General features: G+C 37.1%; 18 protein-coding genes. 14 read left to right on the top strand and 4 right to left on the bottom strand.

Annotated features, from left to right (window positions below; all coding sequences use genetic code 11):
• Positions 1-193: 193 nt before the first annotated feature.
• Positions 194-1,000: an exodeoxyribonuclease III gene (gene xthA, locus H4J69_RS09730; protein WP_182215767.1), complete on the top strand. Its 807-nt coding sequence runs from the start codon at positions 194-196 to the stop codon at positions 998-1,000.
• 16 nt (positions 1,001-1,016) lie between these two features.
• Positions 1,017-1,832: a 23S rRNA (guanine(745)-N(1))-methyltransferase gene (gene rlmA, locus H4J69_RS09735; RefSeq protein WP_182230801.1), complete on the top strand. Its 816-nt coding sequence runs from the start codon at positions 1,017-1,019 to the stop codon at positions 1,830-1,832.
• 23 nt (positions 1,833-1,855) lie between these two features.
• On the opposite strand, the gene yfbV is transcribed toward rlmA, so the two are convergent.
• Positions 1,856-2,287 (bottom strand): terminus macrodomain insulation protein YfbV, encoded by a 432-nt coding sequence (gene yfbV, locus H4J69_RS09740; RefSeq protein WP_182230800.1) that lies wholly within the window; start codon positions 2,285-2,287, stop codon positions 1,856-1,858.
• 191 nt (positions 2,288-2,478) lie between these two features.
• Here yfbV and H4J69_RS09745 point away from each other — a divergent pair, with 191 nt between their 5' ends.
• From H4J69_RS09745 to H4J69_RS09775, 7 genes are all read left to right on the top strand, one after another.
• A complete protein-coding gene (locus H4J69_RS09745; RefSeq protein WP_182222250.1) occupies positions 2,479-3,693 on the top strand; it encodes an acetate kinase in 1,215 nt (404 codons plus the stop codon).
• Positions 3,694-3,697: 4 nt separating this feature from the next.
• On the top strand, positions 3,698-5,821 hold the full coding sequence (gene pta, locus H4J69_RS09750) for a phosphate acetyltransferase (RefSeq protein WP_182222249.1): 2,124 nt from the start codon (positions 3,698-3,700) through the stop codon (positions 5,819-5,821).
• 546 nt (positions 5,822-6,367) lie between these two features.
• On the top strand, positions 6,368-6,748 hold the full coding sequence (locus tag H4J69_RS09755) for an ACT domain-containing protein (protein WP_182215761.1): 381 nt from the start codon (positions 6,368-6,370) through the stop codon (positions 6,746-6,748).
• A 14-nt stretch (positions 6,749-6,762) separates the two neighbouring features.
• Positions 6,763-7,110, top strand: a complete 348-nt coding sequence (locus tag H4J69_RS09760) for an arsenate reductase (protein ID WP_182215759.1) — start codon at positions 6,763-6,765, stop codon at positions 7,108-7,110.
• Positions 7,107-8,270 carry a succinyl-diaminopimelate desuccinylase gene (gene dapE, locus H4J69_RS09765; protein ID WP_182215757.1) on the top strand — a complete coding sequence of 388 codons (1,164 nt, stop codon included), beginning with the start codon at positions 7,107-7,109 and terminating at the stop codon, positions 8,268-8,270. The genes H4J69_RS09760 and dapE overlap by 4 nt, the downstream gene beginning before the upstream one ends.
• A 5-nt stretch (positions 8,271-8,275) precedes the next feature.
• Positions 8,276-8,968: a M15 family metallopeptidase gene (locus tag H4J69_RS09770; protein WP_182244653.1), complete on the top strand. Its 693-nt coding sequence runs from the start codon at positions 8,276-8,278 to the stop codon at positions 8,966-8,968.
• The gene (locus tag H4J69_RS09775) at positions 8,961-9,191 is read left to right on the top strand and encodes a hypothetical protein (protein WP_182215754.1); all 231 of its coding nucleotides are present in this window, start codon (positions 8,961-8,963) and stop codon (positions 9,189-9,191) included. The genes H4J69_RS09770 and H4J69_RS09775 overlap by 8 nt, the downstream gene beginning before the upstream one ends.
• A 174-nt stretch (positions 9,192-9,365) precedes the next feature.
• Here the strand turns inward: H4J69_RS09775 and bamC are convergent, their stop codons facing one another.
• Positions 9,366-10,451, bottom strand: a complete 1,086-nt coding sequence (bamC, locus tag H4J69_RS09780; RefSeq protein ID WP_182215752.1) for an outer membrane protein assembly factor BamC — start codon at positions 10,449-10,451, stop codon at positions 9,366-9,368.
• Positions 10,452-10,807: 356 nt separating this feature from the next.
• Here bamC and H4J69_RS09785 point away from each other — a divergent pair, with 356 nt between their 5' ends.
• Genes H4J69_RS09785 through H4J69_RS09800 form a run of 4 tightly spaced genes read left to right on the top strand, consistent with a single transcriptional unit; the run spans position 10,808 to position 13,063 of the window.
• Positions 10,808-11,335 carry a glycine cleavage system protein R gene (locus H4J69_RS09785; RefSeq protein ID WP_182222245.1) on the top strand — a complete coding sequence of 176 codons (528 nt, stop codon included), beginning with the start codon at positions 10,808-10,810 and terminating at the stop codon, positions 11,333-11,335.
• Between the two features lie 22 nt (positions 11,336-11,357).
• Positions 11,358-11,831 (top strand): thioredoxin-dependent thiol peroxidase, encoded by a 474-nt coding sequence (bcp, locus tag H4J69_RS09790; RefSeq protein ID WP_182222244.1) that lies wholly within the window; start codon positions 11,358-11,360, stop codon positions 11,829-11,831.
• 60 nt (positions 11,832-11,891) lie between these two features.
• On the top strand, positions 11,892-12,401 hold the full coding sequence (locus H4J69_RS09795) for a YgjP-like metallopeptidase domain-containing protein (RefSeq protein ID WP_070373884.1): 510 nt from the start codon (positions 11,892-11,894) through the stop codon (positions 12,399-12,401).
• A 59-nt stretch (positions 12,402-12,460) separates the two neighbouring features.
• The gene (locus H4J69_RS09800; protein WP_182216113.1) at positions 12,461-13,063 is read left to right on the top strand and encodes an AAA family ATPase; all 603 of its coding nucleotides are present in this window, start codon (positions 12,461-12,463) and stop codon (positions 13,061-13,063) included.
• A gap of 21 nt (positions 13,064-13,084) precedes the next feature.
• On the opposite strand, the gene H4J69_RS09805 is transcribed toward H4J69_RS09800, so the two are convergent.
• Both H4J69_RS09805 and H4J69_RS09810 read right to left on the bottom strand, forming a co-directional pair.
• Complete coding sequence (locus tag H4J69_RS09805; protein WP_182216115.1) at positions 13,085-14,158, bottom strand: AI-2E family transporter; 1,074 nt, start codon at positions 14,156-14,158, stop codon at positions 13,085-13,087.
• A gap of 9 nt (positions 14,159-14,167) precedes the next feature.
• The gene (locus H4J69_RS09810) at positions 14,168-14,413 is read right to left on the bottom strand and encodes a sulfurtransferase TusA family protein (RefSeq protein ID WP_182216117.1); all 246 of its coding nucleotides are present in this window, start codon (positions 14,411-14,413) and stop codon (positions 14,168-14,170) included.
• A gap of 153 nt (positions 14,414-14,566) precedes the next feature.
• Between H4J69_RS09810 and H4J69_RS09815 the strand changes: the two genes are divergently transcribed.
• Positions 14,567-15,202, top strand: coding sequence for a hypothetical protein (locus tag H4J69_RS09815; RefSeq protein ID WP_182216119.1), 636 nt, complete (start codon positions 14,567-14,569; stop codon positions 15,200-15,202).
• Positions 15,203-15,205: the final 3 nt, after the last annotated feature.

Raw genomic sequence — 15,205 nt, forward strand, 5'->3', positions numbered from 1 at the left:
TTTATTATTTTCTCTAAAGCTTATATCGGCAATCCTTTAATTTAGTTGAGTTTAATTTCTATTTATTTACACATTTACCTGTCTATTAAAAAGTTGATGTTAATAAGTACCTAATTCACTTCACTAGCAATTAATAATAACCTTCTCTGATAACTTCTGGTAGCATGTGGAAAAAATCAATATCGAGTCTTTTATGAAAATCATTAGCTTTAACATTAACGGCCTTCGTGCGCGTTTACACCAACTTCAAGCCATCATTGATAAGCACCAGCCTGATATTATTGGCTTACAAGAAATCAAAGTTCATAATGATGCTTTTCCCGTTGAAGCTGTTGAAGCTATGGGTTATCACGTTTATTTTCATGGTCAAAAAGCACATTATGGTGTGGCTATGTTATGTAAAAAAGCAGCCAATATTGTTAAAATGGGCTTTGCTAGCGATACTGAAGAGTCTCAAAAACGTATGGTGATGATTGAGACCACCAATGAACAAGGTGAAAAAGTAACGGTATTAAACGGTTATTTCCCGCAAGGCGATAACATCGCTCATGAAACAAAATATCCCTATAAGCGTCAATTTTATAAAGACTTGATGACCTATTTAAATGATAACCATACCCCAGATGAGCACGTAGTCATTATCGGCGATATTAATATTTCACCTGCTGATTTAGATATTGGTATTGGTGAGCCTAACCAAAAGCGTTGGTTAAAGACTGGTAAGTGTAGTTTTCAACCAGAAGAAAGAGAATGGCTTGCAACTTTAATGGCTTGGGGATTTAAAGATACGTTTAGAGAATTGCATCCAACAAAAGCGGAACGTTATTCTTGGTTTGACTATCGTTCTAAAGGTTTTGTTGATAATCGTGGTTTACGCATCGATGTGGTTTTGGCAACGCACAAGATGGCGGCAACGTGTATCGAAGCCGATATTGATTACGAACTACGTGCTATTGAAAAACCTTCAGATCACGCGCCGATTTGGTCTACTTTTAAGTAGCTGTTGAGTAAATACTATGTTCCTTGCTCAATACGTTTGCCCCATTTGTAAAAAATCATTAGTGTTAGCTAACCAAAGCTATCGTTGTCAGAACAACCATAGCTTTGATGAAGCAAAAGAAGGTTATGTAAACTTATTGCCCGTTCAACATAAACATTCAAAAGACCCTGGTGATAACAAAGCCATGGTTAACGCACGTCGTCAATTTCTAGATAAAGGCTTTTATCAACCGCTCGCTGATGAATTACAATCTCTATATCAACAATATGGTGATTTAACAAAGCCGGTATTTGATGCTGGCTGTGGTGAAGGTTTTTATACTCAACAGTATGTAAGGCCTACCAACCGTGTTTATGGTATTGACATTGCAAAAAATGCGGTTAAAAATGCCGCTAAAAAATATAAAGATTGTCAATTTAGTGTTGCCACCTTGTCGCTGTTACCTTTTAGTGAAAACTACTTTTCTTGGATCAACTCTATTTACGCACCAATTCTTGAAGAAGAATTCACTCGGGTACTAGCTAATAATGGCTATTTAGTCACAGTAACGCCGGCAAAAAATCATTTAATTGAACTAAAAGCATTAATATACCGAACAGCGCAACAACATGATATGACTAAAAGTCCTATTGAAAATTTAACATTGATTGCACAAAAAGAAGTGAACTATGAGATGAAATTTGCTGAAGGTGAAGATATTATTAACTTATTAGCAATGACCCCTTTTGCTTTTAAAACGACTGAAACCTTACTTAACGATTTAAAAACAAGAAATAATTTCACTTGCCAAGCTGATTTTTTGATACGTCTTTATAAAAACACGGTCAATTAACGTTTAACTCAATTGTTAAGCGGTTAGAATTTAGAATTTTGTGACTGATGACTGATGTTAAGTAGTTTTGCTAAATCAATAAAACGTGGCTTGTGCAGTGATAATTTTATCGAACCACCCGCTTCGTTGACTCTAGCAACACTTTCTTTGTACCAAGAGGCGAGTGCCAGCGGCAAAAACTTATCGGCTTTAACGCCAAGCATTAACAATGCCTGTAGCGGAATACTTAAAATAAATAAGCTATAAACTAACGCTTGTGGTAATAATGTTATCGATCCTAGGTAAAGTTGCATAATAAAAGAAAACAACGCAATACCCGGTAAATAGCGAAAAGCCAAACGGCAAATTTGAACAGCTTGATACTCGGCAAAATAATTGCCTAACTCTGCTCGCTGCGGCCAAAGTCGCATATACTCTCGACCTAGCTTAATTAGTTCTACTAAACTCATATTCATAAACGACACACTATAACAACGGTTATTTAAAAGATAGCACAAAGTTGTAACTAGTTTTAATCAAGTCTCCCTAAAGTTAACTTCCTTAGTTCATATCAATATTTTAACGCTATATTTGGTCTATAATCATTCCAATTAACGTATTGTAATAAAACAATTAACCACCTAATAAATGAGCATTAAATAAAACCATGAAAAAAAATCTAATTTTAGTGTTAAATTGCGGTAGTTCATCCTTAAAATTTTCTTTAATTAAACCAGAAAACGGCGAAACATTACTATCAGGACTCGCTGAGCGCTTATTGTCCGAACAAGCAAGCATCAAGATTAACGTTAAGGGACAAAAAAAGCACACGGCTATACCTCATCCATTTGATCATCGAACAGCGATAATGGCTTTAGTTGACAGCTTAGTTTCACAACAATTAAATTTACAAATATGTGCCATAGGCCACCGCGTTGTCCATGGTGGTGAACACTATTGTATGCCAACGTTAATTACTGATGAAGTAAAAAACACCATCAGTAACTTGTCTCAGCTTGCCCCATTACACAACCCAGCAAATTTGATGGGTATTAACGCCGCGGAAACGGTTTTTACTGATGTGCCGCAAGTTGCCGTTTTTGACACAGCTTTTCACCAAACGATGCCAGAAAAAGCTTACATTTATGGTATTCCCTACGCTCTCTATCAAGAGCATGGTATTCGACGCTATGGTTTTCATGGTACAAGCCATTATTTTGTTGCACAACAAGCGGCTAAAACACTCGATAAATCCATTAATGAAAGTAATTTTATCAGTGCTCACTTGGGCAATGGTTGCAGTGTTACTGCGATTAAAAATGGTAAGAGTGTCGATACTAGCTTAGGTTTAACACCGCTCGAAGGAGTGATGATGGGCACACGCAGCGGCGATGTTGATGCGGGTATTATTTTTCACCTAATCAATCAACTCGGCTATACCACAGCGCAAGTGAGCCATTTGTTACATAAAGAAAGCGGCCTATTAGGGGTTTCGGGGTTAAGCAACGATTGTCGTGAAATAGAAGAAGCTTGGTTAAAGGATAAAAATCCACGAGCAAAGTTAGCATTAGATATATTTTGCTACCGTGTTGCAAAGTCCGTTGCTTCTTTTACTGCCAGCTTAACATCAATCGATGCCTTAATATTTACCGGCGGTATTGGCGAAAATTCGACGCTAATTAGAGCCAATATTATTGATCAATTGAGCCTACTTAATTTCTTTGTTGCTACTGATAAGAATAATGCCTGCTGCTTTGGCAAGGCAGGTAATATCGGTACAGAAAACTCTCGTCCTATTTTAGTCATTCCAACAAATGAAGAGTGGGTTATTGCAGAGCAAACCTCACAACTTTTATTTAATAACAGCTCAACTAAGGAATAAAGTCATGTCACATAGAATCATGTTGATCCCAGTAGGTTTTGGCGTTGGACTTAGCAGTGTTGTGCAAGGCTTACTTCATGCGTGTCAGCAAAAAGGTATAAATGTCGGCCATTTTAAACCAATAAGTCAACCCGCTCGTCGTTTATTAGCTCACAAAAATAATACGGTTCAAAGTAAGCTCAATACTCCAAATTTAGGGACTTCGGTATCATTAGCTTATGTTGAACAACAAATGGGCGATGGCAAGCATAATATTGTTTTAGAAAAGATTGTTGGAGATTTCAATCAATTTGAAAAACAACATGATGTGGTGATTATTGAAGGACTGATACCAACGACACGCCAACCTTACGCGGGCAGAATCAACCGAGATGTTGCTCAAGCCCTGTCAGCAGATATTGTCTTGGTGGCAGCGCCCGATAACGATAGCGCTGAAGAGTTTGAGGACCGTTTAGAAGTTAGTGCGGAAACTTTTGGCGGAATAAAAAACAAACGCCTTATTGGTTGTATTATTAATAAGATTAATAGTCCCGACAAAGATGAGTATGGATTACTGCCTCGTGAAAGTGATTTTAATAGTGAGTTCGATCTTGCTACGCTAATTAATTTATCGATATTTAAAAATCGTCATTTTGACTTGTTAGGTACTGTCTTATGGGAAATGGACTTAATCGCGCCACGGGTCATGGATATTTGCAATTATCTCAATGCTGAAGTATTAAATGCAGGTGATATGTCGCATCGCCGTATCCGCAGTATTAGTTTTTGTGCACGCAGCGTTGGCAATTTAATGAGCCATTTACAACCAAGTCGATTAATTGTTACTCCTGGAGACAGAACCGACATTATTATCGCCACCTGTTTATCGGCTTTAAATGGTACAAAAGTGGGCGCATTATTATTGACTAACGGCTATAAACCCAACGAACAAGTGATGACACTTTGTCAACAAGCTTTAGACGCTGGCCTACCGGTGCTTTCTGTGCCTTGGGATACTTGGCAAACGTCTCGTCATTTAATGAACTACAACCCAGAAACCCCTGCAGATGATATTCAACGTCATGAAAAAGTAAGAGAATATATCGCTGATAACTTGTCTGCGAATTGGTTACAGCAACTGTCTGAAAATGTAGCACAAAGTAGCCAAATGTCTCCACCAGCATTTAGGCATAAGCTCACAGAACTTGCTCGTAGTGCAAATAAACTCATTGTTTTGCCAGAAGGCACAGATATCAGAACCATTAAGGCTGCTGCAATATGTGTTGAACGTGGCATTGCTCGTTGTCAGTTACTGGGCGATAAAGAAAGTATTTTATTGATTGCAGAGCAACAAGGTATTCAATTACCAGAAGGACTATTAATTACCGACCCCAACTTAATTCGAGACCACTACATTGCTCCTTTAGTTGAGTTGAGAAAACATAAAGGATTAACCGAAGTGGTCGCAAAACAAGAACTACAAGACAACGTGGTCTTAGCAACAATGATGTTGCAACTCGGTGAAGTGGACGGTTTAGTCTCTGGAGCTATTAATACCACTGCAAATACGATTCGCCCTGCCCTGCAATTAATTAAAACGGCTGAAGGAAGTTCATTAGTTTCATCTGTTTTCTTTATGTTATTACCTGAGCAAGTTCTAGTATATGGTGATTGTGCAATAAACCCTGAGCCAACTGCGGAACAACTCTCTGAGATAGCGATACAATCTGCCGACTCAGCAATAAAGTTTGGCATTGACCCTAAGGTAGCCATGATAAGTTACAGCACTGGCAGTTCGGGGGTTGGTGCCGATGTAGAAAAAGTAGCAAAAGCAACCAAACTCGCGCAAGCAAAACGACCTGATTTGATCATCGATGGACCGCTGCAATATGATGCCGCCATTATGGAAAATGTTGCCAAGAAAAAAGCGCCTAACAGCCCTGTTGCGGGTAAAGCCAATGTCTTCATTTTTCCTGATTTAAATACCGGTAATACCACCTACAAAGCGGTACAACGTTCTGCACACTTAGTCAGTATTGGGCCAATGTTACAAGGCATGCGAAAACCGGTTAACGACCTTTCCCGTGGTGCTTTAGTCGATGATATCGTCTATACAATTGCCTTAACAGCCATTCAAGCAAAAGTATAGTTTACTCAGCTAAAAGGTTAGTTTATTAACCTTTTAGCTTATATTTTTATTGGCTTGAGACTGCTTTTATATACAGTTGACTATTTTAATAACTATTTATAATTCAATCAATTTTTAGCCACTAGACAAAAAACAACCAGCTAAAATTAACCTTTAAAAACATAAAGATAACCATTAAAGCAATAGTTACCCACAATGATACCCACAGCTTTTGTGGATATCATTAATAACTATTGATGAGGATTTAACAGGTTAACCAGCAAGAATACATTAACTTTTCCACGTTTGATGCTGTTTTTATAAATAACAAGTTATTATTGCCATAAAATACAATAAAATCTAAATAAACATCATATTATTTATCTATTATCAAGCGATGGGGAGTCGCGAGACAAGATCAAGTAAACTTGCTTTATCTTATTAATATCTGCTGTTCATTGCTAAAGCAAGGCATTGACGATACTTAATCTGTTTAAGATAACTATCCTTGCTTTAACAATTAGCCAGTAAACGCTATAGTGACCTTTTTCCTAATGGTCACGTTCAATGAGCACTCTTACCCTCAAATTACTTGAAGAAACGTTTGCTATTCATAGTTTAGCCAGCGATATCGAAATACCAAAAGCTGTGTTTGATGCGCCAATTTTTTTTATTGCAAAAACCTATGAAGAAACATCCATTGTATTACCTCAAAGTATCAACATTGTGAGTGATGAGGTTGAAAAAGACTGGCAAGCACTTGAAGTTGTCGGCCCATTGGATTTTACGCTAACGGGTATTTTATCGAAAATATCAACAATTTTAGCCAAAGAAAAAATCAGTATTTTTGCTATATCTACTTTTGATACTGATTATATTTTAGTAAAATCAAATAATGTATCTCTTGCAACCACTGCATTGATATCTAACGATTACCAAATAATTTAGTTTAAGGGATGTTCATGACCACTATTTACGGCATAAATAATTGCGACACGGTTAAAAAAGCAACGAAATGGCTTGATAAGCAAGATATTGAGTACACTTTTTTTGATTTTAAGAAACAACCATTAACGCCTGAGTTACTCAATGAATTTGTCAGCAACAGCTCTTGGGAAGTTTTACTCAATAAACGTAGTACCACTTTTAGAAACCTACCCGAAGCGATTAAGAGCAATTTAACTGATGATGTTATTTTCCAAGCAGTTTTGGCTCAACCGACCTTACTCAAAAGACCTTTAATCGCTCACAACAACGCCTTTGAAGTGGGTTTTAAAGAGCCTGTATATCAAGCACTATTTTTATCATGAGTAAATTAAAGGCAGAACATGACGTTATCATGTTAGCGAAAGATTTAATTGCCCGCCCGTCAGTAACCCCTGAAGATTTTGGTTGTCAAAAAATGATGTCAGAGCGTCTAGGCGTTTTGGGATTTAACAATGAAACTATGGTTTTCGAAGATACGACCAATCTATGGTCGAGACGCGGCACAACTGAGCCAGTATTTTGCTTTGCCGGTCACACTGATGTTGTTCCCGCAGGTAACTTAGCGCTTTGGCATACTCCCCCTTTTGAGCCAACCATTATTGATGGCATGTTGTACGGGCGCGGTGCTGCAGATATGAAAGGCAGTTTAGCCGCAATGCTCATTGCTACAGCACGCTTTGTAAATGATCATCCCGACCATAAGGGCTCAATAGCTTACCTTATTACCAGTGATGAAGAAGGGCCTTTTATCAATGGCACCACCCGTGTTATCGATACCCTTGAAGCTCGTCATGAGAAAATCAACTATTGTATTGTTGGTGAGCCAACCAGCTCAGATAGGGTCGGTGATATCGTTAAAAATGGTCGCCGGGGCTCTATCTCTGGTGAACTAATCATTCACGGTAAACAAGGCCATGTTGCCTACCCTGATCATGTAAAAAACCCTATCCATCTAGCTATGCCTGCTTTAGCCGAACTTAGTCAAATGCACTGGGATAACGGTAATGCTTATTTTCCTAAAACAAGTTTTCAGTTATCAAACATCGAATCGGGTACTGGCGCAACTAATGTTGTACCTGGTCATTTAACCGCATGGTTTAATTTACGTTTTAGTACCGAATTAAATTTTCAAAATATTATCGATAAAATTGATGCTGTCCTTATTAAACATCAATTAACCTATGAAATTAAATGGACATTTAATGGTAAGCCGTTTATTACTGAACCTGGCGCTTTGCTTGACTCTGCGGTAAAAGCTATAAAGACAGTCACCAATATTGATGCTGAATTATCAACATCTGGTGGCACTTCAGATGGCCGTTTTATTGCCCCTACGGGTGCACAAGTGATTGAACTTGGGCCGTGCAATGCCACTATTCATCAAGTCAACGAGAGTGTTAGCTGTAATGATTTAATTTTACTTACTGATATTTATTACCATACACTGGTTAATGCACTCACTGACCCAACAACCACAGCTTAACTTTAATGATTGAAATATTAACTAACAGACAATTAACTGGCCACGACAATAGCCATATTACTTGGTTAGATGACCAGACAGGAATTCATCGCCAAGCGTTAACTGCATGGCAAGCTATGTCTGATCAAGCAAAGTTGGCTGGCTTTGAACTGAAAATTGCCAGTGGTTATAGAGACTTCACTCGACAATTAACTATTTGGAACCGAAAGTTTTCAGGTCAGCTCGCGATTAAAGATATGCAAGGGGCAACCCTAGATATTAATAAAATAACAGAGCAAGAAATTGTTCAGGCTATTTTATACTTTTCGGCACTTCCTGGGGCAAGTCGACATCATTGGGGATGCGATATCGATATCTATGCTAAAAATTTATTAGCTGACGATGAAAAGCTACAGTTAGAACCATGGGAGTTTGCTGTTGGGGGGCCTTTTTATCCATTAAACCAATGGCTAACTCAACATGCTAGTCGCTTTGGCTTTTACTTTCCTTACGATAAATTTCGCGGTGGAGTCGCTATAGAGCCTTGGCATTTATCTTATTGGCCAATAGCGCAACATGGAGAAAGGTTATTAACTGAGAACCTGCTTAATTCGGTTCTTTTAAGCTCAGATATCTTGGGGAAAAAAGAGATTCTTCAGAACCTATCAACTATTTATCAGCAATATATTCAAAATGTTGGGAGTATTCACTATGGATAATTGGTTAGTCATCGTTATTATTATTGCAGCTTTCGCCTTAATAATTGGTAATTTTAGTGTTGTTCAACAAAATGCTAATACACCTTTACGAAAGCAAGGCTTAAATGATTTAGAAGAAACACTGCCGCGCAGTCATAACAAAGCCCATAAAATGCCAACTATCGTTTCAGCTGAACCGATAGAGTCAAAAGAAAAAAAGCGAAATAGCCATTTAAATCGATGAAATAGCCAAGCAGTCTATTTTAAGAAAGATTAAGTCTTGATAAAGACTGACTTGAACAACTACCTTTATAATTTCAAATACCATTAAGATACACTGTAGATAATTGACTTGTAAAAAAAACGCCGCTAAAAAATTTAGCGGCGTTTTATTTTAAATAAGCACGATTAAAGCAAGTTAAAAAGCATCTCTAAAAGATAAGCCTCTTTCCATTACTGGAAAAATACGTTCTAGTACTTCAACGGGTAAAGGATTACCATCAGCATCATAGATAGTTACCGAGGTTTTACCTTGTTCGTCGTTAAGTACAAATTGGTACTTAGCTTGGTCAAGATCAATAACAGGAACGTCATCTCCCCATATAACTGACCATAAGCTATTTTCAGGCTTCGCAAAATCAACAAAGTATATTTTCTTACTTTCATTAAGATCTGTTATCTCAAAGCCATAATCTGTAAAAAACAATGGCATATTTGACCAAAGCATTTCAATATCAATTTCAGCAATATATGCTGGCTCTGCTTGAGCGTTTTCACCAATAGTGACAAATTTTTGATTAGCTCGCATTAAACGGTTTTCACGTTGCTGCAATCGATATTTAAAATCAACCTGAGCAACAACCTCATTAAGCATCGCCATTTCTGCGCGTTGTTTGTCAATGATGTCCATTGTTTTACTTGCGCCGTTCTTGTCGGTACGCATGTAATCAATTAATTTAACACTTAAAGCGACACTTCGACCATGAGGTTTACTTTCAAACTGATAGTTAAAGCGCATGCTCTCACTGCTATCTACCGTTTTAAATAACCAATAACCAGAAACGTCTTCTTCATGGTACCAAGCCGACTCAAATACATTATCATCAGTACCGATAGCCGTTAACTCTACACCATCACTCGCGAGTTGCTCACGCAGTGCTTCAGTGATGAAGTCTTTCAAATCGGTATCTTCTAATATTTGGTCAAACCAAATCTTAGCGTTCATTGTACCTGGAACAACACGTGAAGATGAAGCGACAGGAAGAACCAATGAAGGCGCTCTAACATCAACATCTTGGCCAATTGGCCCTTTATTATTGATGGCGTCTGAGATAAAAAACTTTGCATTAACTTCAGGCTTATTCAAACCTGTAGGAACACCTATTTGTTTAGCTTCTTTAACTTTGGCGTATTCAAAATCGCCCATAGCGCTTTTGTTATTAACACTGCCACAACCTGTTACTGCAAGACTTAACAAGGAAAAATAAAATATACGACGATTCATTAACACTCCTGAGGATACAATCTGAATCTTTAAAAGTTGGTTCTTATATTGAACTGACCATAAAAGTTAACTTTGAAACCATTAAATGTAGATTAAATGTAGACAACGAAAACTTTAATCTGCTCTTTGAGTAAATTATCTGTATTAAGTTCCAATATTATCTATAGATTTTATTGATCAGCATATACAAGTATACTATCAGACAAATTAATGGGCACCATGGTACTTGGCTGTTTTTACAAACACAAGAATTCAACTCGAAAAATAACAAATAAATATATTCTCGCTTTAATAGCGGTTTTTATCTGCTTTAAATACGTTACAATAGCCACTTTTTTAAACTACTTAGGCTAACTATGTCTCAATATTTAGTACTCACAGCAATGGGCGCAGACAGAACAGGAAGTGTAAGTGAGCTCACTAAGCTGGCGAGTAAATGCGGCTGTAATATTATTGACAGTAGAATGGCGATATTTGGCCTAGAGTTTTCTTTGATTATGTTATTAAATGGTAGTGCGAAAGCGATTAATCAAATTGAAAATAAGTTACCTGCCGTGGCAGTCAAGCTTGAATTAACCACCATGATGAAAAGAACCTCTGGTTATAAAAAAAGAGAGTTCACCCATCATTATCAAGTTGATTATGCCGGTATCGACCAACCTGGTTTATTAAAAGCGGTGACCGCATTTTTTGCCACCCGCAATATTGACTTATCATCGTTAAAATCAGAAATTGACCCCGTCACTAATCAAATGCGCGCGACCATTTTAATAGCCTTAACCGAAGACACAAGTATTGCACAGCTAGAAAGCGATTACTTTGAACTATGCGAACAAGTTGATGTGCAAGGCTGCATTAAAAAAGTGAATTCAAACCTTATATAAACTACATACAAGCAGGATACCCATGAAAACAATAACTGTTGGCGAAACCGCACCACTATTTACTTTACTTGATGAAAATAGCGATAAAGTCGCTTTAGCTGATTATATTGGTAAAAAACAAGTACTGGTCTATTTCTACCCTAAAGCCATGACCCCAGGGTGTACTGTGCAAGCACAAGGCCTAAGAGACAGTAAAAGCGAACTTGAACAATTAAATACAATAGTCTTTGGCATTAGTCCCGACGAACCGAAGAAGTTAGTTAAGTTTTGTCTGCGCGATGCATTAAACTTCACGTTATTGTCAGATGTTGATCACAGTGTTGCTGACGCCTTTGGCGTATGGGGATTAAAGAAGTTCATGGGAAAAGAATACGACGGCATCCATCGTTTAAGTTTTTTAATTGGCTTAGATGGCAAAATTAGCCACGTATTTAATAAATTCAAGACAAAAAACCACCATGAAGTTGTTTTAGACGTTTTAAACACTAACGACTAAAAATTAACCGTAACGGTTAGCTTATTTGTTTTAGGCTAGCCGCATAAATAGAATGCTATAATGCCTGCTCCTTTAAAATACCTTTCAGCCTATTCTTTAGATATTCAACATAAAGTACAAGCAATGATAACGGCCAAGAAGTTATCTGCCTATTTGTTGGCAAAATACCCTGTTACCCATCAAATATATAACGATAAAGCCCTGCGCAGCTATGTAATGGATATTAAAAATCAGTACTTAAAGAAGTCTGAACCATTAAGCCAGATAAAGTACGACGATAAAATTCATGTTATTAATAACGCATTAGGCTTGCACACTTATGTATCAAGGGTGCAAGGTAGTAAGCTCAAAAGTAAAAATGAAATACGCATTGGCGCTTTATTTAAAAAAACGCCCGAAACATTTTTGCAAATGATCGTTGTTCACGAACTTGCCCATTTAAAAGAAAAAGATCATAACAAAAATTTCTATAAACTTTGTCAGCATATGCAAGCAGATTATCACCAAGTAGAACTAGATTTACGCATTTACTTGACCCAAGTAGAGTTATTTGGCGATATTTACAATTAAGCTTGAAGCCTATTTTAACGCAAGCTACAGTAATGAAAATATCCTTATAATAAATGCTGATGAATATTACTCATGTAAAAAAACGTATCGTACTTACTGGCGGCCCTGGTGGCGGTAAAACCACAGCCGTTGATCTTATTCGCCGTGAATTTTCAGGGAAAATAGCGACCGTCCCCGAAGCAGCAACGATGATTTTCAGTGGCGGCATTGCTCGTTCAAATAACAATCATGTACTAAAAATACAACAAACTGCTATTTTTAATTTACAAAAAAATTTAGAAGATATTCAGCGAGCGACTTTTGAGCACAGTATTATTTTATGTGACCGAGGCTCTTTAGACGGCCTAGCTTATTGGCCAGGCAATGATGATGAGTTTTTCCAAGCGATGGATACCACGCTTGCTGATGAGTTGGCACGTTACGATGCGGTCATTTTTTTTGAAAGTGCAGCAAAATCAGGTGAAAGTATCAAAAGTAATAATCCCATTCGCAATGAATCAGAAAAAGCGGCTATCATTCTTGACGATAAACTACAGACTATTTGGTCACAACATCCTAATTTTAACTTAATCCACAGTGCTGAATCTTTTATCAATAAAGTTATGTTTGGTATCACGACCATTGAAGAAATTATCGAGCAGTATCAAAAAGACTCAGGGTAAAGTTTACCTTAGAGCACCTCTTTAAGCGGTACCCTGTTCAGGAAAGTCACTATTTGATGGCCAAGCATTTAAAACGGCCTTAACTAAAGTTGCTAGGGGAATAGCAAAGAATATTCCCCAGAAACCCCACATGCCGCCAAATAAAATAACAGCAACAATAATCGTTACTGGATGGAGATTTACCGCCTCTGAAAATAATAATGGCACAATAATATTGCCATCAATAGCTTGAATAATACCGTAAGCTATCATTACATAACCGAATTCGCTACCTGTGCCAAATTGAAATAAAGCCACCAACAAGACAGGAAAAGTGACGATAGTAGCGCCTACATATGGCACAAGTACCGACAACCCCACTAAAACACCAAGTAATACCGCATAATTTAGGCCGAGGACGATAAAGGCTATGGTCGATGCAGCACCAACAATAAGGATTTCAATCACCTTACCACGAATATAATTCATAATTTGTTGATACATCTCATCGCCTACTTTCGTCGCCATTAAACGTTCTTTAGGAAGAAATGAGGTAAAATTTGAAATTAATACTTTTTTATCTTTTAGAAAGAAGAACACCATTAACGGCACTAAAATTAAGTAAATCATCAAAGCAACAATATCAGAAATAGAATTAAGAGACGCTTTTAAGGCAACTTGTCCCCATTCAATTAACTTATCATTGACGGCAGAAATTAATGTTTCTATTTGTCCGGCATTAATTAAATCAGGATACAACTCGGGAAGCGTCAACAAATAGGTTTGTCCCTGAGACACCATTTGCGGTACTTCTTGTAATAAATTACTACTTTGTTGCCAAATAACCGGCATTAGCCCAAGAATACCGACTAAAGAAATGCCGATAAACCCCGCTACAACGATACCCACGGCAAATGTTCTTGATAAGCCAAGACGGACTAGACGATGGACAGGTAAATCTAATAAAAAAGCGATCGCAATAGCAACAAAGACCGGCATAAGTAAGTTATTAAATAAAAAGACAAAAAGAAAGGCACACAAAAGAATAACCATTAAAGTTACTGCGTTTGGATCAGAAAACTTACGTTTATACCATTGAGAAAATAATGAAACCATTTATATAACTTACCTGTTGGATGAAAGGGGTTGAGGGGCTTTACTAATAAAAAGTTCAAGGGTGTCTTTTTCAAGCCAAGACTCTTTATAGTGGTAACCTTGTTTCGTTAATAGTTTAGGAATATCCTTGATAGAGCCTTGGTCAGATATTCTCAGTAAACAAAAATCAGCATTCGACATTTTTTTTAACAATAATCGCAATTGTACTAATGGCACAGGACATTTTTCCGAACTGGCATCATATTCATAGATCATCACTACATACCACTTAAAAAATCATCAGATAACAATAATTGTCACCAATAACAGTAAACAAACCTTTTGTTTGATTATCTAATTTGCGACAATTGATTACAATGTTATTGTATTATTTATTTTGATTTGTTGGCAAATAAGTACTGAGGTGAAATGAAAGAGTTACCGATAACAGCTAGTTTAAAAGAAATTACTGCTCATAAAAAGAAACTTAATTGGGGTGATGTACCTGCTATCTATCATATGGCGGCATCTTCAATTAGTGATATGGACGGGATTTTAACGCATGGTTTTGATAGTGCCTATAAACAATTATTTGATAAACGTAATTGGAACTATGCCTTTTTAGAGGCGACGGCTGATAACGATGGCACTATTAACGTTACCCAAAAGCCAAAAATAGCCTTACGCCATTGCTATGATGAACAAAATTATGAACTTCACTGTTATCCGATAGTCAAAGGTGAACGACTCTATACACCATTATCACAAAGTGCCTTATGTCCATTTGTGCAATGGTCACCCGAAAACATGCAAATGCTATTTAGGATCAGTAGTTTAATTTCCTTTATCGTTTTTACTTTTAAAAGTGGTGATCCAGCAGATTTAGCGTTAATAAAGTACTCACATAAACGTGTGCAAGAGCTAATAGCTCAACTGAGCCAATCATTTGAAATAGTCGATGTAGTGGGTTATTCCATTGCAGATTTTTGTAAAGAGTTATATCGAGGAAAACCAAATTTCACGATAGCTGATTTACTTGATACACCGGATATAAATACGGAATAATTA

The sequence above is a fragment of the Colwellia sp. BRX10-9 genome (assembly GCF_014077405.1).
Lineage (GTDB): Bacteria > Pseudomonadota > Gammaproteobacteria > Enterobacterales > Alteromonadaceae > Colwellia_A.

What these genes read in the sequence shown, in the direction of transcription:
- xthA (WP_182215767.1), top strand. Translation starts at nt 194, where the DNA reads ATGAAAATCATTAGCTTTAACATTAACGGCCTTCGTGCGCGTTTACAC.
- rlmA (WP_182230801.1), top strand. Translation starts at nt 1,017, where the DNA reads ATGTTCCTTGCTCAATACGTTTGCCCCATTTGTAAAAAATCATTAGTG.
- yfbV (WP_182230800.1), bottom strand. Translation starts at nt 2,287, where the DNA reads ATGAATATGAGTTTAGTAGAACTAATTAAGCTAGGTCGAGAGTATATG.
- H4J69_RS09745 (WP_182222250.1), top strand. Translation starts at nt 2,479, where the DNA reads ATGAAAAAAAATCTAATTTTAGTGTTAAATTGCGGTAGTTCATCCTTA.
- pta (WP_182222249.1), top strand. Translation starts at nt 3,698, where the DNA reads ATGTCACATAGAATCATGTTGATCCCAGTAGGTTTTGGCGTTGGACTT.
- H4J69_RS09755 (WP_182215761.1), top strand. Translation starts at nt 6,368, where the DNA reads ATGAGCACTCTTACCCTCAAATTACTTGAAGAAACGTTTGCTATTCAT.
- H4J69_RS09760 (WP_182215759.1), top strand. Translation starts at nt 6,763, where the DNA reads ATGACCACTATTTACGGCATAAATAATTGCGACACGGTTAAAAAAGCA.
- dapE (WP_182215757.1), top strand. Translation starts at nt 7,107, where the DNA reads ATGAGTAAATTAAAGGCAGAACATGACGTTATCATGTTAGCGAAAGAT.
- H4J69_RS09770 (WP_182244653.1), top strand. Translation starts at nt 8,276, where the DNA reads ATGATTGAAATATTAACTAACAGACAATTAACTGGCCACGACAATAGC.
- H4J69_RS09775 (WP_182215754.1), top strand. Translation starts at nt 8,961, where the DNA reads ATGGATAATTGGTTAGTCATCGTTATTATTATTGCAGCTTTCGCCTTA.
- bamC (WP_182215752.1), bottom strand. Translation starts at nt 10,451, where the DNA reads ATGAATCGTCGTATATTTTATTTTTCCTTGTTAAGTCTTGCAGTAACA.
- H4J69_RS09785 (WP_182222245.1), top strand. Translation starts at nt 10,808, where the DNA reads ATGTCTCAATATTTAGTACTCACAGCAATGGGCGCAGACAGAACAGGA.
- bcp (WP_182222244.1), top strand. Translation starts at nt 11,358, where the DNA reads ATGAAAACAATAACTGTTGGCGAAACCGCACCACTATTTACTTTACTT.
- H4J69_RS09795 (WP_070373884.1), top strand. Translation starts at nt 11,892, where the DNA reads ATGCCTGCTCCTTTAAAATACCTTTCAGCCTATTCTTTAGATATTCAA.
- H4J69_RS09800 (WP_182216113.1), top strand. Translation starts at nt 12,461, where the DNA reads ATGAATATTACTCATGTAAAAAAACGTATCGTACTTACTGGCGGCCCT.
- H4J69_RS09805 (WP_182216115.1), bottom strand. Translation starts at nt 14,158, where the DNA reads ATGGTTTCATTATTTTCTCAATGGTATAAACGTAAGTTTTCTGATCCA.
- H4J69_RS09810 (WP_182216117.1), bottom strand. Translation starts at nt 14,413, where the DNA reads ATGATCTATGAATATGATGCCAGTTCGGAAAAATGTCCTGTGCCATTA.
- H4J69_RS09815 (WP_182216119.1), top strand. Translation starts at nt 14,567, where the DNA reads ATGAAAGAGTTACCGATAACAGCTAGTTTAAAAGAAATTACTGCTCAT.